At 71.6% G+C, this 18,472-nt stretch carries 17 protein-coding genes; 10 read left to right on the forward strand and 7 right to left on the reverse strand.

All coding sequences use genetic code 11. From position 1 onward, the window contains the following. Positions 1 to 84 precede the first annotated feature (84 nt). From hmgA to ACFV7R_RS09865, 3 genes are read left to right on the forward strand one after another with little or no spacing between them, the layout of a single operon-like run. Positions 85 to 1,425, forward strand: a complete 1,341-nt coding sequence (hmgA, locus tag ACFV7R_RS09855; RefSeq protein ID WP_385261901.1) for a homogentisate 1,2-dioxygenase — start codon at positions 85 to 87, stop codon at positions 1,423 to 1,425. 28 nt (positions 1,426 to 1,453) lie between these two features. Continuing rightward, the gene (locus ACFV7R_RS09860) at positions 1,454 to 2,203 is read left to right on the forward strand and encodes a GntR family transcriptional regulator (RefSeq protein WP_385261903.1); all 750 of its coding nucleotides are present in this window, start codon (positions 1,454 to 1,456) and stop codon (positions 2,201 to 2,203) included. Between the two features lie 26 nt (positions 2,204 to 2,229). Then, positions 2,230 to 3,375 carry a type ISP restriction/modification enzyme gene (locus ACFV7R_RS09865; RefSeq protein WP_385262148.1) on the forward strand — a complete coding sequence of 382 codons (1,146 nt, stop codon included), beginning with the start codon at positions 2,230 to 2,232 and terminating at the stop codon, positions 3,373 to 3,375. A 169-nt stretch (positions 3,376 to 3,544) separates the two neighbouring features. On the opposite strand, the gene ACFV7R_RS09870 is transcribed toward ACFV7R_RS09865, so the two are convergent. From ACFV7R_RS09870 to ACFV7R_RS09880, 3 genes are all read right to left on the reverse strand, one after another. Beyond that, on the reverse strand, positions 3,545 to 3,991 hold the full coding sequence (locus tag ACFV7R_RS09870; RefSeq protein ID WP_385261906.1) for a hypothetical protein: 447 nt from the start codon (positions 3,989 to 3,991) through the stop codon (positions 3,545 to 3,547). 1 nt (position 3,992) lies between these two features. Next, entirely contained in the window at positions 3,993 to 4,925 is a 933-nt protein-coding gene (locus ACFV7R_RS09875; protein ID WP_385261907.1) for a trypsin-like serine protease, read from the reverse strand. Positions 4,926 to 5,055: 130 nt separating this feature from the next. Beyond that, positions 5,056 to 5,769, reverse strand: a complete 714-nt coding sequence (locus ACFV7R_RS09880; protein WP_385261909.1) for a TetR/AcrR family transcriptional regulator C-terminal domain-containing protein — start codon at positions 5,767 to 5,769, stop codon at positions 5,056 to 5,058. A gap of 63 nt (positions 5,770 to 5,832) precedes the next feature. Here ACFV7R_RS09880 and ACFV7R_RS09885 point away from each other — a divergent pair, with 63 nt between their 5' ends. Further along, positions 5,833 to 6,771 (forward strand): ATP-binding cassette domain-containing protein, encoded by a 939-nt coding sequence (locus tag ACFV7R_RS09885; RefSeq protein ID WP_385261912.1) that lies wholly within the window; start codon positions 5,833 to 5,835, stop codon positions 6,769 to 6,771. Continuing rightward, entirely contained in the window at positions 6,768 to 7,550 is a 783-nt protein-coding gene (locus tag ACFV7R_RS09890) for an ABC transporter permease (protein WP_385261914.1), read from the forward strand. The genes ACFV7R_RS09885 and ACFV7R_RS09890 overlap by 4 nt, the downstream gene beginning before the upstream one ends. 218 nt (positions 7,551 to 7,768) lie before the next feature. Here the strand turns inward: ACFV7R_RS09890 and ACFV7R_RS09895 are convergent, their stop codons facing one another. The 3 genes from ACFV7R_RS09895 to sigK all read right to left on the reverse strand — a co-directional run bounded on the left by ACFV7R_RS09895 (position 7,769) and on the right by sigK (position 9,511). Continuing rightward, positions 7,769 to 8,038, reverse strand: a complete 270-nt coding sequence (locus tag ACFV7R_RS09895) for a hypothetical protein (RefSeq protein WP_129797053.1) — start codon at positions 8,036 to 8,038, stop codon at positions 7,769 to 7,771. 115 nt (positions 8,039 to 8,153) lie between these two features. Further along, the gene (locus tag ACFV7R_RS09900) at positions 8,154 to 8,972 is read right to left on the reverse strand and encodes an anti-sigma factor domain-containing protein (RefSeq protein ID WP_385261916.1); all 819 of its coding nucleotides are present in this window, start codon (positions 8,970 to 8,972) and stop codon (positions 8,154 to 8,156) included. Next, a complete protein-coding gene (gene sigK, locus ACFV7R_RS09905) occupies positions 8,969 to 9,511 on the reverse strand; it encodes an ECF RNA polymerase sigma factor SigK (protein WP_165396161.1) in 543 nt (180 codons plus the stop codon). The genes ACFV7R_RS09900 and sigK overlap by 4 nt, the downstream gene beginning before the upstream one ends. A gap of 205 nt (positions 9,512 to 9,716) precedes the next feature. Here sigK and ACFV7R_RS09910 point away from each other — a divergent pair, with 205 nt between their 5' ends. From ACFV7R_RS09910 to ACFV7R_RS09925, 4 genes are all read left to right on the forward strand, one after another. Then, positions 9,717 to 11,246, forward strand: coding sequence for a DUF4331 domain-containing protein (locus tag ACFV7R_RS09910; RefSeq protein WP_385261918.1), 1,530 nt, complete (start codon positions 9,717 to 9,719; stop codon positions 11,244 to 11,246). 102 nt (positions 11,247 to 11,348) lie between these two features. Further along, positions 11,349 to 12,872 (forward strand): tetratricopeptide repeat protein, encoded by a 1,524-nt coding sequence (locus ACFV7R_RS09915; RefSeq protein ID WP_385261920.1) that lies wholly within the window; start codon positions 11,349 to 11,351, stop codon positions 12,870 to 12,872. Continuing rightward, complete coding sequence (locus ACFV7R_RS09920) at positions 12,869 to 14,425, forward strand: nickel transporter (protein WP_385261922.1); 1,557 nt, start codon at positions 12,869 to 12,871, stop codon at positions 14,423 to 14,425. The genes ACFV7R_RS09915 and ACFV7R_RS09920 overlap by 4 nt, the downstream gene beginning before the upstream one ends. A 57-nt stretch (positions 14,426 to 14,482) precedes the next feature. After that, complete coding sequence (locus ACFV7R_RS09925) at positions 14,483 to 16,066, forward strand: serine/threonine-protein kinase (protein WP_385261924.1); 1,584 nt, start codon at positions 14,483 to 14,485, stop codon at positions 16,064 to 16,066. A 3-nt stretch (positions 16,067 to 16,069) separates the two neighbouring features. Here ACFV7R_RS09925 and ACFV7R_RS09930 read toward each other — a convergent pair whose 3' ends face one another. After that, positions 16,070 to 16,873 (reverse strand): SGNH/GDSL hydrolase family protein, encoded by an 804-nt coding sequence (locus tag ACFV7R_RS09930; protein WP_385261926.1) that lies wholly within the window; start codon positions 16,871 to 16,873, stop codon positions 16,070 to 16,072. 315 nt (positions 16,874 to 17,188) lie between these two features. Between ACFV7R_RS09930 and ACFV7R_RS09935 the strand changes: the two genes are divergently transcribed. Next, positions 17,189 to 18,397, forward strand: coding sequence for a S8 family peptidase (locus ACFV7R_RS09935; protein ID WP_385261929.1), 1,209 nt, complete (start codon positions 17,189 to 17,191; stop codon positions 18,395 to 18,397). The last annotated feature ends 75 nt before the right edge of the window (positions 18,398 to 18,472 follow it).

Below are 18,472 nucleotides of genomic sequence, written 5' to 3' on the forward strand. Positions count from 1 at the left end.
GAGGAGGTCGTACGGACCTCTTGCGCACCCCGAGCCGCATTCCTATGGTGAACCATAGGAATCACGTGCAAGGGAGCACCGATCATGAGCGGGGACGCGCGGAAGACCGCCGAAGGGCTGGCCCACCTCCACGGGTTCGGCAACGAGCACAGCTCCGAGGCCGTCCCGGGCGCACTGCCCGAGGGCCGCAACTCACCACAGCGCGCCCCCCTGGGCCTCTACGCGGAGCAACTCAGCGGGACGGCCTTCACGGAACCGCGGGCGCACAACCGCCGCTCCTGGCTCTACCGGATCCGCCCGTCGGCCGCACACCCGGCCTTCACCCGCACCGACAACGGCACACTGCGCACGGCACCCTTCACCGAGACCGTGCCCGACCCGAACCGGCTGCGCTGGAACCCCCTGCCGGAGCCGGCGCCCGGCACGGACTTCCTGGCCGGCCTGTGGACCCTGGGCGGCAACGGCGACGCGACCCAGCGCGCCGGCATGGCCGTGCACCTGTACCACGCCGACGCCGACATGGACCGCGTGTTCAGCGACGCGGACGGCGAGCTGCTGATCGTCCCGGAGCGCGGCGGGCTGCTGTTGCGCACCGAGTTCGGGCTGCTGGCGGCGGAACCGGGACATGTGGCGCTGATCCCGCGCGGGGTGCGCTTCCGTGTGGAGCTCCTCGACACTGTGTCGAACGGCGGGCAGAGCCCGACGGCCCGGGGCTACGTCTGCGAGAACTACGGCGCCCCCTTCCGCCTGCCCGACCTCGGCCCGATCGGCGCCAACGGCCTGGCCAACCCCCGCGACTTCCGGGCGCCGGTCGCCGCGTACGAGGACGTCGAGGGCCCGGTCGAGGTGGTCAACAAGTTCTGCGGCAACCTCTGGACGGCCACCTACGACCACTCGCCGCTCGACGTCGTCGCCTGGCACGGCAACCATGTGCCGTACACATACGACCTGCGTCGTTTCAATGTGCTCGGCACCATCAGCTACGACCACCCCGACCCGTCGATCTTCACGGTGCTGACCGCACCGAGCGACACCCCCGGCCTCGCGGGCGTCGACTTCGTGGTCTTCGCGCCGCGCTGGCTGGTGGGCGAGGACACCTTCCGGCCGCCGTACTTCCATCGCAACGTCATGTCCGAGTACATGGGCCTGATCGAGGGCGCGTACGACGCGAAGGCGGAGGGCTTTGTGCCGGGCGGCGGCTCGCTGCACAACATGATGTCGGCGCACGGTCCGGACCGGGAGACGTTCGACCGGGCGAGCGCGGCCGAACTGCGGCCGCAGAAAGTGGACGACGGCCTGGCGTTCATGTTCGAGACGCGCTGGCCGGTGACCCTGACCCCGCAGGCGGCCCGCGCGGAGCACATGCAAGACCGCTACGACGACGTGTGGCAGGGCCTGCAGCGGCACTTCGGCCCCTTGCACTGAACATTCCCCGGCCGGTACGGATGGCCCCGTGACCTCCTTCGCCCCGGACTCCATCGTCCTGAACCGCAAGCTGCCGCTCTGGTACCAGGTCTCGCAGTCGCTGCGCGCCTCGATCCTCGGCCGCTCGCCGGCGGACCCGCTGCGCCTGCCCACGGAGGAACAACTGGCGGTGCACTACGGCGTGAGCGTGCTGACCATGCGGCAGGCGCTGAAGGAGCTGGAGGACGAGGGCCTCATCACCCGTCACCGCCGGCGCGGCACGTTCATCGAGCCGAACGTCCGCCGCGGCACCCCCGTACGGCTGCTCGGTTCGGTGGACGCGATCGTGGCCCAGCAGTCCGGCATGACGACCGAGCTGCTGGACCACGGCCACGCGCGCGTGCCCGCGGAACTCGCCGAGTTCTTCCCGGATCTCGCCGAGGTGGCGACGTACCACCGGCTGCGCAGCGACGAGAAGACGGGCGAGCCGACCAACCACGCCCACAACCACGTCCGTCCCGAACTGGCCGACCGCATCGACCTGGACGACCTGGTCCGCTGGCCGATGACCAAGGTGCTGCGGGACATCGTGGGCGCGGACATCAGCCGCATCACGGACACCGTGGAGGCCCGCCTCGCGGACCCGGAGACGGCCCGCCTCCTCAACGTCCCGCTGCTCAGCCCGATCCTGCACTACACGGGCATCACCTACGACACGGCCGGGCGCGTGCTGGACGTGGCCGTCATCCACTACCGCGGGGACCGCTTCTCCTTCACGGTGACCCTGGACGCCACATGACCCCGGTGTCGGAAGCCCGTCGTACGATGCCGGGCGTGACGCACGACGACGCTCCGTTGCTCACGGACCTCATGCCGTGGTCCGTCGCACCGCCGCGACTCGGCCGGGGGTGGCCGACGGCCCCCGATCCGTCCTCCCTCAAGTCCCGCTGGGACGCCCTGATGAAAGCCGAGGGCGCGGACCGGGAGGCCCTGTTCGAGCCCACGCGCTCACGCACGCTGCACTCGGCGGTCGGGCAGTTGCCGGGCCGGTCCACCGGCACGGAGAAACTGCTGCGTGCGCAAGGCCCCTGCCCCGAGCCGGTCCGGGTCCTGTTGTCCCCCTTCGACGAGCAGTGGCTGATTCCGGACCACCGTCTGATCGACGCGGCGCGACCGGAGCTGTGGCGGGTGGCCGACGAACGGCAGGTGTTCGTGGTCGAGAACCCGGAGGGCAGCGGCCCCCACCTGCTGGCCACCTCCCTGCTCCCGCTGCTCCGCCCCGGCCGGATCCGCCCCCTGTACCGCCGCCCCGGCGGCGCGGAACCCAACCTGGCCCCGGGCCTGCTGGAGCACCTGGCCACCCGTCTCGGACAGGCCCCCGACCCGGTCGACGTGCTGGCCTGGATCCTGACCGCCGTACGGGCGGACCTCACCGTCCCGCTCACCGACGACCCCGGCCTCTGGTCGCACGGCGTCGAGACCGGCCGCCGCATGCTCTGGCTGCTGCGCCGCGACGGCGACCGCCCCAAGCTCCCCGGCGGCCGCCGCCCCTACGTCCGCGCCCCGCTGCCCGCCCGCCCGCGCACGCTCCACTACGACCGCGACGAGGAGACTCTGCACCTCGACGAGGGCCGCATCTCCCCCGTGCCGTCCCCGGCCTGGGACTTTGAGGCGGGCGGTGTCCGGGTCCTGGAGCAGTGGTTCGTGGCACGGACGGCCGAGGGCGAGCCCGGCACGCTTCTCGCGATCCGTCCGGCGACCTGGCCCCAGGCGTGGACGTCGGAGCTGCTGGAGCTGATCACGGTCCTCACGCTGCTGGCCGAACTGCCACCGGCGCAGGCGGAGTCGCCCCTCACCGCGACCGACCTGCGCGACGCCGGCGTCCTGCCGGTCCCCGCGGCGGCCCGCCACCCCGCGTCGGTCCTGGACGCCCACGAGGAGGGCCCGGAGGGGCAGTTGGCGCTCCTCTAGACCTCCTCCACCAGGACCTGTGCTGTGTAGTCGGCGCCGATGGTGGGATCTGTCAGGGGTGGGGCGGCCGATGTTGAAGCTGTTCGCGATCGAACAGCCACGAGCGGGGTGGAGGCACGAAGCGCCCCCTCCCGGTGGTACTTGGGAACGGGCGCTTGCGAAGGGCTCCCTACTGGAGCTTCATGCCCTTCGGCGAGGTCAGTCCCTTGTCGGGATCGGCTCGGAAGGTCGCCGTCCAGACGGTGGGCGGGCAGGACGTGCCGTTGGGGTGCTGCTCGGTCAGTCTGGCCCGGGTGCTGTCCATGACCACCGGATCGCCGGTCTCCGCGGACGTCACGGTGAGCTTCACCGGCACGGTGGACGCGCCGATGTCGTCGGGCAGGCGGACCGACACCGAGCCGAACGGGTCGTCGGGGTCCCCCGACGCCCGCTCTCTGCAGGTGCCGTCCACGCACAGCTTGATCGTCGCCGCGTCCCGGCCGCCGAAGTCGGACGGCCGCCACACGAGGGAGACCGCCGAGTCCGCGTCGGCCTGGGCGCACGGCGTGTCCTGACCGACGAACGAGCATCCGGTCAGGGCCAGCGCGAGGAGCGGTGTGAGCACAGTGCGGCGCATGTCAGTTCCTCGCAACCGTTCCAGGGAAGGCGCTGTTGGCCAGTCCGATGTCGGTGAAATACAGCCAGCACGGGTCGAGAAGACCGCCGCTGTTGTCACCGCCACCGCCGCCTCCCCCGGAGATGATGCCCTTGGCGTAGGCGCGGCCGCTGCCGTCGACGGTGTACGTCGGACCACCAGAGTCGCCCTTGACGGTGCAGGAGCCGGACGTCTTCTTGGCCACGACCATGTTCCTGGCGACGGATCCGTCGTCGTCGTACTTGACGGTCGCCCTGGTGGACTTGATCTTCCAGCCGCACTTCTCGCCGGTCATCATGCCTCCCGTGCAGAACTGGTCGCCGCTCTGCGCCCAGCGCCGCCAGTAGTCCTTGACGGGGCGGGATGTGCCAGACGTCTTGCTGCCCTTGTAGATGCGGGCCGAAGCGGAGCTGTCGCTGTTGATCCGGTACAGGGCCAGGTCACCCGAGTAGTAGCTCTGACCGGACAGCTTCACCGACCCGTACCCGTTCTTCCAGTTGTCCCGGACCACGGGTCCGATGTAGTCGCTCTCGCTGGGGTTCAGGACGGCTCCGTTGCCGGAGGTGCAGTGGCCGGCAGTCACCATGTACCACTTGCCGTCGTACCGCCAGGGGAAGCCGGCGGTGCACCACTTGGACGACGTTCCGGTCACGTACGACTTGATGCGCGCCCCGCCGTAGTAGGGCGAGGTGTCGTACTGACGGTTGGCCTGCGGCTCCGCCATGTCGACACCCGGCGTGACCTCCAGGGCCACCGTGTCCGCGCCGTACCGCTCGCCCAGGGCCGTGACGAGGGCCGGCTGGGCCGACTCGGACTCCACGACGACACGGTTCTCCACGGCGTCCACGAAGGCGACGTTCAGGCCGCTCACACCGGGCAGTTCCGCCTCCGACAGCCTCAGGACCTCGTCGCGCACGGATTCCAGATCGGAGGATCGGAGGCAGGGATGACCTGCCAGGGGTGCTTCCGGTGGCGGAGGCGGCACGGAAGCCGGCCTCGGTTCTCGATCACCACGAAGAGGGCCCCGAGGGCCAGTTCGCACTGATCTAGTTCCGGGACTGGAAGGCGTCCAGGATCCGGCTCAGCATCAACTCAAAAGCCCCGTCGAGATCGATCGGCCCAGGATCCTCCGCGAACGCCGCCGCCAGCCTGGGATACGCCCCGCCAGCCACCTGACTCCCGAGGTAGGCGATCCGTACCGCGTTCTCCTGCTCCGCCGACCACGGCAAGGACCGGGTCCGCTCGGCATTGGCGAGCTCCGTCGCGACATACGACGTCACACACCCGTTCAGCATCCCGATGAGCTGCATCTTCATGCCGTAGGACGCCTCCAGCGGGTCCAGGCAGGCCAGGCAGTGCTCCAGGTAGCGCAGGGCGTTGGGGCTGAAGCCGTAGACCGGTGACATCAGCCGCGTCACCCAGGGGTGCCGGTGCATCAGCGAACGCGTCTGGTGAGCGACCCGGGCCATGCCGGCCCGCCAGTCCCCGCTCGGCTCCCACAGCTCGTGCTCCCCGCTGACCGTGTCCACCATCAGCTCGTACAGGTCCTCCTTGCGGGGGACGTAGTTGTACAGCGACATCGTCCCGCAGCCCAGCTCGCCCGCGACGCGCCGCATCGACACCGCGTCCAGCCCCTCCGCGTCCGCGATCCGCACCGCGGCCGCCGCGATGTCGGCACGGGTGAACGCCGGTTTCGGCCCTCGCCCCGTCCGCTCGGGTCGCGCCCAGATCACCCCGGGTTCGGCCGCTCTGCCCGCCATCGATCATCACCTCGGCCACCATCCTAGTTACGTACACCGTACGTAGTGCGCTATGGTCGGGCCATGACTACTACGTACGCTGTACTTAGTGAAGGTCTGGAGAAGCGGTTCGGCGAGGTCCACGCCCTGCGCGGACTGGATCTGGCCGTTGCGCAGGGCACCGTCTGCGGACTGCTCGGCCCCAACGGCGCGGGCAAGACCACGGCGGTACGGCTCCTCACCACGCTCCTGCGACCGGACGCCGGCTCGGCCCGCATCGCCGGGCACGACCTGCTCCGGGAGCCGGCAGCCGTCCGGCGCCGGATCGGCCTCACCGGCCAGTACGCCTCGGTCGACGGCGATCTCACCGGCCGGGAGAACCTCCGGCTGTTCGCCCGGCTGCACCGGGTGCGCGGGTCGGCCGAGCGGGCCGGCGAGCTCCTGGACCGCTTCGGGCTGACCGAGGCGGCCGACCGGCCGGCGTCCACGTACTCGGGCGGGATGCGGCGCCGCCTCGACCTGGCGGCGAGTCTCGTCCGCCGCCCCGACGTGCTGTTCCTGGACGAGCCCACGACGGGCCTCGACCCGGCCAGTCGCAACCGCATCTGGGACGCCGTACGGGAGCTGACCGCCGACGGTACGACCGTGCTGCTGACCACGCAGTACCTGGAGGAGGCCGACCGGCTCGCCGACGACATCGTCCTGGTGGACCGGGGGCGGGTCGCGCACACGGGTTCGCCCGCCCAGCTCAAGGCGCTCATGGGCGCACACGTCGAGGTCGTCGTCACGGACGCCGACGTCATGGTGAAGGCGGCGGCCGTACTGGATCAACTCACCGGCGTCGAGCCTTCGTTCGACCACGAGCGGCGCGCCGTCGGCGCGGTCACCAGGGACGTCACGCTCACGCTCCCCCGCCTGGTGCGCGAACTCGACGCGGCGGGTGTGCCGTTGCTCGACGCGAGCCTCAGACCACCGACCCTGGACGACGTCTTCCTGCGGCTCACCGAGGAGCGTGCGGCATGAGTACGTTGGCGTACGACGGCGGCGCGATGCTGGGCCGGCAGCTGCGGCGGATCCGGAACAATCCGGGGCTGCTGATCCTGACCCAGACCATGCCGGTCACCATGCTGCTGTTCTTCGGCTATGTCTTCGGCAGCGCCCTGGCGATGCCCGGCGCGGAGTACCGGTCCTTCCTGGTGCCCGGTCTGCTGGTGGCGACCGCCGCCAACGGGATCATGACCGGCATGTTCCAGGCCGCCCAGGACACGCACCGGGGCGTGATGGACCGCTTCCGGACGCTGCCCATGAGCCGGGCCGCCGTGCCGCTGGGGCAGGCGGCCGCGGATCTGGTCGTGACGGCCGTCGGGACGGTGCCGTTCCTGCTGGTCGGGCTCGCGGTGGGGTGGCGGATCGAGGGGTCCGCACTCGGAGCGGCGGGCGCCGTGGGGCTGTTGCTGCTGTTCCGGTTCGCGACGACGTGGGTCGGGATCTTCCTGGGGCTGCTCACGCGGAACGAAGAGGCGGCCGGTCAGCTGGGTGGGGCGACGTTCATCCTGCCGCTGCTGTCCAACGCGTACATCCCGACCGACGGTCTGCCGGACTGGCTGCGCACCCTGGCCGAGTGGAACCCGATCAGCGCGGTCACCACGGCCCTGCGCGCCCTCTTCGGCAACGCGCCCGTACCGGCCGACGCCGCCTGGCCGGTCGCCCATCCCGTCGTCGGGTCGCTGGCATGGTGCGCGGTACTGCTCACGGTGTTCGCTCCGCTCGCGGTACGCCGGTACGCGCACGGCGAGCGGTGACACACGCGGACACCACGAGGGGACACGGGCGGGCGCCCGGCACTGCCGGGTGGGGGCGCGGCGCGTGGCGGCGGGGGGACGTACCCGCGCTCAGGCGGGACACCGGGGCGTTGCCGCGTGCCGTGGGGATGATGGACGGCGGGATCGCAGCCTGGCGCCGGGACGGTGTGGCCGACTGAGCGCGGGTCCTCGAGTCATCGAGGAGACGCAGGTGTCGGTCAGCGCCCGCCGAACAGCGTGCGGCGCAGCCGGCGCAGCGGCGCGAAGAGCGAGACCCGGCTCACTCGCGCACCCCTGGCGCTGGGGGTGTGCGCAGGCTCACGCGCGGTCAGCTCACGCATCAGCGAGGTCGCCTCGGCCGTCTCCCTCTGGGGGACCGCAGGGCCCGCCAGCACCGAGAGATGGCGGTCGAGGCGCGAACTGGTCGCGCTGCTCCCGCAGGTGATCGCAGGGACCCTTGCCCTGCTGCGCACTGTTATCTGTTCCATGTCACTCCCCACCCGTACGAGTCCACCCGGCCCGGGCAGGGTAACCCTATCGCCCCCTTGGGGCACGCGTGTATCGCGGGCGCAGGATTCACCTTCCCCGTAAGGGTGTTGACGATCACTCTCCGAATCCAACCGATTTCAGGGCAAGTTGAACAACTGGCTGGCTGGTGGGCTGCGCTGAGCCGCCGTCGGGTTCAACGGTCACGGCGAGTGACGTGGCGGACTGCTCGAGCCCCGTTGCGACCAAGGGCGTGTCGCCGTCGAAGAGGCCCAGGGAGCGCGGTTGCTCCTGGGGGCGCATGAGCCACAGCTGGTGCACCCGGTCGTCCGGCAGCTCGCCGTATCCGCTCAGGGTGACCACCGCACTCCCCTCAGATGCGGAAGCGATCACTCCGATATTTCGGCCCTCACCGTCCCGGCCGGTCGTCGCCCGTGCGTCGGGAGCGGCCAGGACGTGGGCGATCTCACGTGCCTGGGCGCGCTCGGCAGCCAGTTGCTCCTGGGTCCGGTTCGCCTGGACGGCGAACAGCGAGGCGACGACGAGAGCCGCCGCGGCGGTCGCGGTGGCGAACGGGACGAACAGGGGGCGCGGCCGGGGCGCACGGGTGCGCGCCGGGGGCGGCTGGGTCCCCCACACATGGGGCGGCAGCGTGGGGGTGTGCTCACGCCCACGCGCCGGGGCGGGTTCCTGCGGAGTGGTCCGTACGGCGGCCAGGACCCGGTCCCGCAGCGCGGCCGGCGCCGGGGCGGCCGTGGACCAGGCGAGGCGGACGGCGTCCTCGGACAGCGCCCGCACCTCGGCGGCGCAGCGGTCGCAGCGCGCCAGGTGTTTCTCGAAACGGCGCCGCTCGTCGGGTTCGAGGGCGTCCAGCGCGTAGGGCGCGGCGAGGCTGTGCTGGTCCTCGCGGTCCAGCAGTCGGCCGAGGATGCTCACGCGACTCCTCCCAGGCACTCGCGCAGCCGGGTCAGTCCGTCGCGCATGCGGGTCTTGACCGTGCCCAGCGGCAGGGAGAGCCGCTCGGCCACTTCACGGTAGGTGTAACCGTCGTAGTAGGCGAGGGTGACGGACTGCCGCTGGAGGGCGGTGAGCCGGTCCAGGCAGCGGCGCACCCATTCGCGTTCGAGTTCGGCCTCGACCTCCTCGGAGACATGGTCGAAGGCGGGGTGGTGGGCGCGCCGGGCCTCGCGCTCCTCGCGTTCGCCGGCCGCGCGGGCGCTGCGCACCCGGTCGACGGCGCGGCGGTGGGCGAGGGTGAGGACCCAGGACAGGGCGCTGCCGCGGGCCGGGTCGAACCGGGCGGCGGACCGCCAGAGTTCGAGCAGTACCTCCTGGGCCACCTCCTCGGACTGGGCCGGATCCCGCACCACCCGCTTCACCAGTCCGAACACCGGCCCGGACACCAGTGCGTAGAGCTCCTCGAATGCCTTCTGGTCGCCGCCTGCGACGCGCACCAGAAGTTCGTCCGCCCCCACTCGGTCCCCCTCTCTCCGGCCGCACAGGGCCGGTCCCGTCCCACGAGGCATTCGCAACGAACCCACCTCCGGATGGGGTTACGGATCAGAGAGCCGAAAACGCGGGTCGAGCAGCGAGGAAATGAGTTTTCAGGTTCGACCAATCCGGTCCGGGCGTGGCTCCGAATCCCCGGCGTCAGGCAAGTTGGCACTGAGGACGGACGGCATGACAGCTATCTCCAAGCGCGGCGCAGGACTCAGGAGCGTCGCCACCCTCGTCTGTGGTGCGCTGGCCGCCGGAGGGCTCGCAGCCGCCGGCGTGACCGCGCTGGAACCGGGGGAGGCGGAAGCCTCCAGCCACCGGGAGGCCCCGCTGATCTCGGGGACCCCGCAGTACGACAACACCGACGTGTACGCGTTCGTGAGCCCGGACAAGCCGGACACGACGACGATCATCGCCAACTGGATCCCGTTCGAGGAACCGGCCGGCGGTCCGAACTTCTTCACCTTCGCCGAGGACGCCCAGTACGACATCCACATCGACAACAACGGCGACGCGCAGGGCGAACTGCTGTTCCGCTACACGTTCAAGACGCAGACGAAGAACAAGAAGACGTTCCTCTACAACACCGGTCCCGTCGAGAGCCTCGACGACCCGGACCTCAACGTCACGCAGACCTACGACCTCGAACTGCTGAAGCTGAAGAACCAGCACGTGCAGTCCCGGACGAAGATCGCCGACGACGTTCCGGTCGCGCCGTCGAACGTCGGCAAGGCGTCGATGCCGGACTACGCGGGGCTGCGCAAGCAGGCCGTCCATGAACTGGCGGGCGGCTCGACGACGTTCGCCGGGCAGGCCGACGACCCGTTCTTCCTGGACCTGCGCGTCTTCGACCTGCTGTACGGCGGGAACCTCTCCGAGGTCGGCAACGACACGCTCAAGGGCTACAACGTCAACTCCATCGCCCTGCAGGTGCCCACCAAGATGATCCAGGAGTCGGCCGACCAGCCGGTCGTCGGCATCTGGTCGACGACCCAGCGCAAGAACGCCCAGGGCCACTTCACGCAGGTCTCCCGGCTCGGCAACCCGCTGGTCAACGAGGTCGTCAACCCGATCGAGGACAAGGACACGTTCAACGCGTCCGCGCCGTGGGACGACGCCCAGTTCCTGGACAACGTCACCAACCCCGAGCTGCCGAAGCTCATCGAGGCGATCTACAAGATCCCGGCGCCCAAGGAGCCCCGCAACGACCTGGTGGACGTCTTCCTGAAGGGCGTACCGGACCTCAACCAGCCGCCGCACGTGACCCCGTCCGAGATGCTGCGCCTGAACACGTCCATCGAACCGGCCGCCGAACCGAAGCGACTCGGCGTCCTCGACGGCGACAACGCCGGCTTCCCGAACGGCCGTCGCCTCACCGACGACGTGATCGACGCCTCGCTCCAGGTCGTCGAGGGTGAACTGCTCGGCCAGAAGAACGACCTGGGCGACGCGGTCGACAAGAACGACAAGGAGTTCGAGAAGGCCTTCCCGTACGTCGCCCTGCCGACGGAGGGTTCCCGCGGCCCGCTCGCCAAGGGCACCTCGGGCGGCAACGACGTGCGCAACCAGATCGGCGACGCGCTGCAGCCGGCCGGGTCCGCCGAGGACAACATGACGCTGATCGCCGCCTCCGCGGGCGCGGGCGCGGCGGGGATCCTCCTGATCGGCGCCGGCCTGATGTGGTGGCGCCGGATGCGGGGCCGCGCGTACTGACGCGCCCCCCTACCGACTGGCGCGGCCCGTCCCTCCCCCATCCTCCACGGCACGGGCCGCGCCGCCTCACGATGACGACCCTTTTGTGTACGAGGAGAGGGCATGGTCCCGCGTACGAACGACAACGAGCCGGAGCACGAGACCGACCGGAGCCCGGCCCCCGGGGAAACCGCGGCCCCCGCGGCCCCCGCGGACACGGCCACCGAGACGACCTCGGGCGCGGCGGACGCCGACCGTACCGCCGCGGGCGTCGACGAGCGGGTCGCTGCGCTGCGGCGGGTTGCTGCGGCCGGGCGGCGCCTGCGGGGCGGGCGGGTTGCCGGGTGCGCCGCCCTGTTGGCCGTGGCCCTGACCGCCGGTTCGATCGCCGTGGGGAACGTCCGGGACGGCGACGGCCGGGGCGTTGCCGCGGCGCCCGGTGCCGTCGCTCCGGCCGTGCTGGCGAGCGGCGACCTCGACTCGAGCATCGGCGCCCTGCAGACCCATCTCCGCGCCCAGCCGAGGGACTTCGGCGGCTGGGCCACCCTCGGCCTCGCCTACGTCGAACAGGCCAGGGTCGACGGCGACCCCTCGCGCTACCCGCAGGCCGAGCGGGCACTGGACCGTTCCCTCGCCCTCGAACCCGAGGGCGACCAGGCCCTGGCCGGCCTCGCCGCCCTCGCTGCGGCCCGGCACGACTTCACCGGCGCCCTCGACTTCGCCGGCCGCGCCCTGAAGCGGAACCCCTACAACGAACGCGCCCTGGCCACCCGTATCGACGCCCTCGTCGAACTCGGCCGCTACGACGCCGCGTCGAAGGCCGCCGACACCGCCGACACCCGTCGGCCGGGCATCCCGGTCTTCACGCGGTACGCGTACGTGCGCGAGCTGCGCGGCGACGTCCGCACCGCCCGCCGGGTACTGGAACAGGCCCTCGACAACGCCGTCACACCCGGCGACGTGGCGTACGTCGCCACCGCCCTCGGCCAACTGGCCTGGAACCAGGGCGACTACACGACCGCCCTGGACCACTACGCCCGTGCCCTCGCCGCCGACGACACCTACCTGCCCGCCCTGGAGGGCCGCGCCCGCGCCCAGGCCGCGAGCGGTGATCTCGCCGAGGCCGTACGGGGCATGGAGGCGGTCGTCGCCCGCGCCCCGCTGCCCGGCGCGCTCGTCGCCCTCGGCGAGCTGTACGAGGAGCGCGGCGCGGAGGGCGACCGGGACAGGGCCCGCGACCAGTACGCCCTCGTCGACGCCTGGACGGCGCTGGCCCGCGCGGGCGGCGTCAACCCCGACCTCGACACCGCGCTCGCGGCCGCCGACCACGGCGACGCGGACCTGGCCCTGCGCGCGGCCCGCGCCGAGTGGTCCCGCCGCCACACCGTGCACACCGCGGACGCCCTCGCCTGGGCGCTGCACGTGGGCGGCCGCGACGAGGAAGCCCTGTCCTACGCCCGCCGGGCCACCGCCACCGGCTACCGCAACGCCGCCTTCCTGCACCACCGCGGCATGATCGAGCTCGCCACGGGCCGTACGAAGGACGCCCGCGCCTCCCTGACGGCGGCCCTGGAGCTGAACCCCGGGTTCTCCCCGTCGGCGGCTCGCGAGGCCCGCGCGGCGCTGAAGACCCTGGGGGCCGAGTGAGGCCCCGTCGTGTTCTCGCCTCCGCCGCGGCCGTCCTGGGCGTCGCCGGCGCGATCGTGCTCGCCCCGGCAACCACCGCGAGCGCGCACCCCTTGGGCAACTTCACCGTCAACCACTACGACGGTCTCGTCGCCGCCCCCGGTGAGCTGCGCATCGACCACGTCGAGGACCTCGCCGAGATCCCGGCGACCCAGGCCGGGCCGGACGTGGAACGGCTCGGCATCACCGCATGGGCCCGCGGGCGGTGCGCGGACGCCGCGCGGGCCGGCGAGGCGACGGTCGACGGACGCCCGGTCACGCTCGACGTCGCCGACAGCCACGCGCGCGTGCTGCCCGGTCAGGCGGGGCTCGACACCCTGCGGGTGGAGTGCCGGCTGACGGCTCCCCTGCCCGAGGCCGACTCCGTGACGGTCGGATTCCGCAGCGCGGGCGCCGACTCCGGCCCCGGCTGGCGGGAGATCACCGCGCGCGGGGACCGTATGACGCTCACCGCCTCGGACGTGCCGGAGAAGTCGTCGTCGCGCGAACTGACCGCCTATCCCGAGGAACTGCTGTCCTCCCCGGCCGACACGACGTCCGCGTCCCTGCGCGTGCGCCCCGGCGGTCCCGCCCTGGCCGAGGAGCAGGGCGACGCGCCCGCCGCGTCCGTCCTGCCACGCGGCGCCGACCGCTGGACCCGGGCCCTGGAGTCCCTGGTCGCCCGGCACGATCTCACCGTCGGCTTCGCCGCCCTGGCCCTGCTCATCGCGGTCGGCCTCGGCGCGATGCACGCGCTCGCACCGGGCCACGGCAAGACCCTCATGGCCGCGACCGCGGCGGCCCACGGCGGCCGCGCCCGTATGCGGCACGTCCTCCCCCTGGCCGCCTCGGTGACGGTCACCCACACCCTCGGCGTGGTCGCCCTCGGCGTTCTGGTCACCGCCGGGTCCGCGGCGGCACCCTCGGTGATCGCCTGGCTGGGCATCGCGAGCGGGGTGCTGGTGACACTGGCGGGAGCGGGCCTCGTACGACGGGCGTTCCGCAACCGTGGACAGGCCCACGGCCACCCGCACACCCATGACCACGAACACGAGCACGCCCACGACCACCGCGACCACGAGCACAGAAAACACGGCCACGATCACGACCACGGTCACGATCACCAGCACACCCACCCCCACACCATCGAGCACAGTCATGGCGGCCACACCCACTCCCACCCCATCGCCCCCACCCTCCGCGGCACGATTCTCATGGGCTTCGCCGGCGGGCTCGTGCCCAGTCCCTCGGCCGTCGTCGTGCTCGTCGGCGCGGCGGCGCTCGGGCAGGCCTGGTTCGGGCTGCTGCTCGTCGTCGCGTACGGCGCCGGGCTCGCGCTCACCCTCACCGCGGCCGGGTTCGCCGTCGTCCGGTTCGGCAGCGGCGTGACCCGGGCGCTGGTCCGGCGGCCTCGCTGGACCGCCAATCCGCTGGCCGCCCTGATCCGCCGTACCGCGCCGGTGGGTTCCGGGTTCGTCGTCGTCGCCCTCGGGGCCGGATTGGTGTTCAGGGGGGCGGCATCCGCATTCGGCTGAGCTACTTTTGGGGAGAAATCAGGCGAGACATCGTTCGTGGATGCGAAGGGGGCGCCGGTGTCCGTGGATCCGGGCAGTGAACGCGTGATCGCCGGCCGCTACCGACTGCTGTCCCCGCTCGGCGAGGGCGGCATGGGGACGGTGTGGCTCGCCCGCGACGAGGTGTTGCGCCGCGAGGTCGCCGTCAAGGAGGTGCGGGCCCCGGCGGGGCTGCCGGCCGCGGACGTGGAGCGGATGTACGCCCGTCTGGAGCGGGAGGCCTGGGCCGCCGCGCGGGTCGCGAACCGCAATGTGGTGACGGTGTACGACGTGGCCACGGAGGAGGGCCGGCCGTGGATCGTGATGGAGCTGGTCCGCGGGATCTCCCTCGCCGAGCTGCTGGACGCCGAGGGCCCGTTGTCCCCGCAGCGCGCGGCGCACATCGGCGCCGAGGTGCTGTCCGCGCTGCGTGCCGCGCACGAGGCCGGGGTGCTGCACCGGGACGTGAAGCCGGGCAACGTACTGCTGTCGAACGACGGCCGGGTGGTGCTCACCGACTTCGGTATCGCGATGGTGGAGGGCAGCTCCGCGCTGACCATGACCGGGGAGGTGGTCGGCTCGCCCGAGTTCCTGGCGCCGGAACGCGCGCTCGGCCGCACGCCGGGTCCCGAGTCGGACCTGTGGTCGCTCGGCGTGCTGCTGTATGCGGCGGTGGAGGGCAGTTCCCCGTTCCGCAACGACACGCCGCTGAGCACCCTGCGGGCGATCGTCGACGAGGAGTTGCCGCCGCCCCGCCGGGCCGGTCCGCTCACCCCGGTCATCGAGGGCTTGCTGCGCAAGGACCCCGCCGAGCGGCTGCCGGCCGCGCGGGCCGAGCAGGACCTGCGGCTGATCGGCGCGGGAGGCACGCCGCGCGCGGACACGGCCCCGACGACGCCGTACACCCCGTACGCCCCGACCGCCGCGGCCCACCAACAGCCGCCGACGCCGCCCCGGCCCGTCCCCACTGCCGCTGCCCCTGCCGCGACCACCGTCGACGAACCGCGCCGCGACAAACGCACCGCCGCCGTCCTGATCGCCGGCGTCACCGCCCTGGCGCTGGCGATCGCCGGTCTCACGTACGCCCTGCTGAACCGCGACGACGGCGACAACCGCACCGCAGGGGGCGGCAACACCCCTACGGCAGGGGCGACTTCGTCGGCACCCGAGAAGGAGACCACGCCGGGCACCACCGCTCCCCCCACCCCGACCCCGAGCAGCAGTCCGACGACCGCTCCCCCGCCGCAGTCGGTGACGGTCACCCTCGCCGGCGCCCGCACGGAGTACTCGGGCACGTGCCCGCCGGCGAACGACCAGGCTCCCGCGTTCACGGCGACGTTCACGGTGGGACGGCTGCCCGCGGAGGTGGACTACCGCTGGGTGACCAAGGACGGCGAGGTCGAGAGCTGGAAGACGCTGTCGTTCCCCGAAGGGGGCGAGCGGACCCGGCAGGACCAGGTGATCGTGACGACGTACGCCGACAGTGGGACGTATCAGAACGAGATCAGTGTCGAGGTCCGCGATCCGGTCCGGACGACGTCCGACGCGGTGGCGTTCTCGGTGACCTGTGTGACGGAGACCCCGACGGGCGGGGCCTCCGCTTCACCTACGCCGACTCCCTGAAGATCAGGCGGCGTTGTCGAGCACCGGCAGATAGCCGCCGGACTGGCCGTTCGCGGTCGGGTGGTACGACTCGCCGATGTTGAGCCAGTTGACGCTGTGCAGCCAGGAGCTGCCGGAGCAGATCTCGTGGCCGGTGAAGGTGCCGCGCACGTCGCCCCAGGTGAAGCCGTGGTTCAGGGCGCGCTTCTGGATGGCGGTGTTGAGGTGGTCGGAGGCGTCGTTGATGGCCTTGCGCTTGGTCTCGGACAGACCGAGGCACGACTGGCCGAGCTTGTAGAAGCGGGGGTAGCCGAGCACGACGACCTGCGCCGCGGGTGCCCTGCTGCGGATCGCCGAGTAGACGGTGTCGAGCTTGCCGGGCAGCGTCGTGTCGACGTACGCCCTGGCGGTGTTGATGCGGGAGATGCAGGCGCTGTCGGACTGGAGTACGCAGGTCGTCATGACGTCCGCGAAGCCGGCGTCGTTGCCGCCGACGCTGATGGACACCACACCTGTACTCGCGTTGAGCGGGGCCAGCTGACCGGCGAGGACTTCATCCGTTCGGGCGCCGGAGCAGGCCGTGAAGGCGAACGACGAGGGTGAGTTGGCGGCGGCCCAGAGGTACGGGTACGCCTTCGTACTGCGCTTGCAGTCGCCGCTGGAGCTGATGTAACTGCCCGCGCCGACGCCGGAGGAATAGGAGTCGCCGAGCGCCACATAGCCGGTGGCGGCGGCTTCGGACGCCTGCGCCGGAGCGGCTCCCGTGAGGGCGGCCGATGCGGCGAGGAGGAGTGAGCCGAGTAACACGACAAGTCGGGAACCTCTCATGGAACCTCCCTTTAGCAGGATCTCTGCCTCAACCGTCGTACCAACTACGCGTGTTGAACGGAAGTGTCCATGCCAAGACTTTTCACCCATCCTCCACATGAACCCTGCGCGTTCGCTCTGGCGTTGATTACGTGCCCATGACAGATTTGTTGACAGGTGCTCAACTCCCTTGTTCTACGCACGTAGCTCACCCACGCTTTACCGCAGCCCGGGCGGTACGCGACGCCCCGGGCCGTGTGCGCGAAGACGCGCTCACCCCCCACATGCGCGCAGCCCCACCCGGGCGCGCGCCGCCTGGAGGAGGACTCCCTCGTAATGGCACAACTGCGTAGCAAGAAGGCCCGGTTCGCCGCGACCACCAGCCTGGCGACCGCCGCCCTCCTGGGCGGGCTCACCGCACTCCCCGCCCAGGCCGCCCCGGCCGAGGGCAAGGTCCTGGCGGCCGGCTCCCCCACCGCCGTCAAGGACAGCTACATCGTCACCCTCAAGAAGGGCGCCGGCGTCAGGGCCACGTCCAGCGAGGGCAAGGGTCTGATCAAGAAGTACGGCGGCACGGTGCAGCAGACGTTCGGCAAGGCGCTGAACGGCTACACCGCCAACCTCTCCGCGACCGAGGCGAGGAGACTGGCCGCCGACCCCGCAGTGGCCTCCGTCGAGCAGAACCAGCGCGTCCAGCTCGCCGACACCACACAGTCCAACGCCCCCTGGGGCCTGGACCGGATCGACCAGACCTCGCTTCCGCTTTCCGGGACCTACACATATCCGGACAGCGCGGGCAGCGGCGTGACCGTATACGTCATCGACACCGGCGTGCGCATCAGCCACTCGCAGATCAGCGGCCGGGCCACCTACGGCTACGACGCCGTCGACGGCGACACCACCGCCTCCGACGGCAACGGCCACGGCACCCATGTGGCCACCACGGTCGCCGGTTCCACTTACGGCGTCGCCAAGAAGGCGAAGATCGTGGCGGTCCGGGTGCTGAACAACAGCGGTTCCGGCACCACGGCGGGCGTGATCGCCGGCATCGACTGGGTGACGCAGAACCACTCCGGCCCCTCGGTCGCCAACATGTCGCTCGGCGGCGGCGCTTCGGCATCGCTGGACACGGCGGTCCGCAACTCCATAGCCAGCGGCGTGACCTACGCCGTCGCGGCGGGCAACAGCAGCACCACCGCCTCCTCGTCCTCCCCAGCCCGGGTCTCCGAAGCGATCACGGTCGGCGCCACCACCAACACGGACGCCAAGGCGAGCTACTCCAACTACGGCTCCGCCCTGGACATCTTCGCGCCCGGCTCCTCCATCACGGCCGGCTGGCACACCAGCGACACCGCGACGAACACCATCTCCGGTACGTCGATGGCGACTCCGCACGTCGCGGGCGCGGCGGCGGTCTACCTCGCGAACCACACCTCGTCCACCCCGGCGCAGGTCGCCTCGGCACTGACGAGCGGAGCGACCACCGGCAAGGTCACCAGCCCGGGCAGCGGCTCCCCGAACCGGCTGCTGAAGATCGTCCCGTGACACCACTGAGCCTGGTGTGACAGGCAGTTCCCCGGGGGCGGACCGTCGCCTCCGGGGAATGTCCGTATCTGCCAC

It is taken from the genome of Streptomyces sp. NPDC059866 (assembly GCF_042731325.1).
Taxonomy (GTDB): Bacteria; Actinomycetota; Actinomycetes; order Streptomycetales; family Streptomycetaceae; genus Streptomyces; species Streptomyces flavusporus.

What these genes read in the sequence shown, in the direction of transcription:
- hmgA (WP_385261901.1), top strand. Translation starts at nt 85, where the DNA reads ATGAGCGGGGACGCGCGGAAGACCGCCGAAGGGCTGGCCCACCTCCAC.
- ACFV7R_RS09865 (WP_385262148.1), top strand. Translation starts at nt 2,230, where the DNA reads ATGCCGGGCGTGACGCACGACGACGCTCCGTTGCTCACGGACCTCATG.
- ACFV7R_RS09870 (WP_385261906.1), bottom strand. Translation starts at nt 3,991, where the DNA reads ATGCGCCGCACTGTGCTCACACCGCTCCTCGCGCTGGCCCTGACCGGA.
- ACFV7R_RS09880 (WP_385261909.1), bottom strand. Translation starts at nt 5,769, where the DNA reads ATGGCGGGCAGAGCGGCCGAACCCGGGGTGATCTGGGCGCGACCCGAG.
- ACFV7R_RS09885 (WP_385261912.1), top strand. Translation starts at nt 5,833, where the DNA reads ATGACTACTACGTACGCTGTACTTAGTGAAGGTCTGGAGAAGCGGTTC.
- ACFV7R_RS09890 (WP_385261914.1), top strand. Translation starts at nt 6,768, where the DNA reads ATGAGTACGTTGGCGTACGACGGCGGCGCGATGCTGGGCCGGCAGCTG.
- ACFV7R_RS09895 (WP_129797053.1), bottom strand. Translation starts at nt 8,038, where the DNA reads ATGGAACAGATAACAGTGCGCAGCAGGGCAAGGGTCCCTGCGATCACC.
- ACFV7R_RS09910 (WP_385261918.1), top strand. Translation starts at nt 9,717, where the DNA reads ATGACAGCTATCTCCAAGCGCGGCGCAGGACTCAGGAGCGTCGCCACC.
- ACFV7R_RS09915 (WP_385261920.1), top strand. Translation starts at nt 11,349, where the DNA reads ATGGTCCCGCGTACGAACGACAACGAGCCGGAGCACGAGACCGACCGG.
- ACFV7R_RS09930 (WP_385261926.1), bottom strand. Translation starts at nt 16,873, where the DNA reads ATGAGAGGTTCCCGACTTGTCGTGTTACTCGGCTCACTCCTCCTCGCC.
- ACFV7R_RS09935 (WP_385261929.1), top strand. Translation starts at nt 17,189, where the DNA reads ATGGCACAACTGCGTAGCAAGAAGGCCCGGTTCGCCGCGACCACCAGC.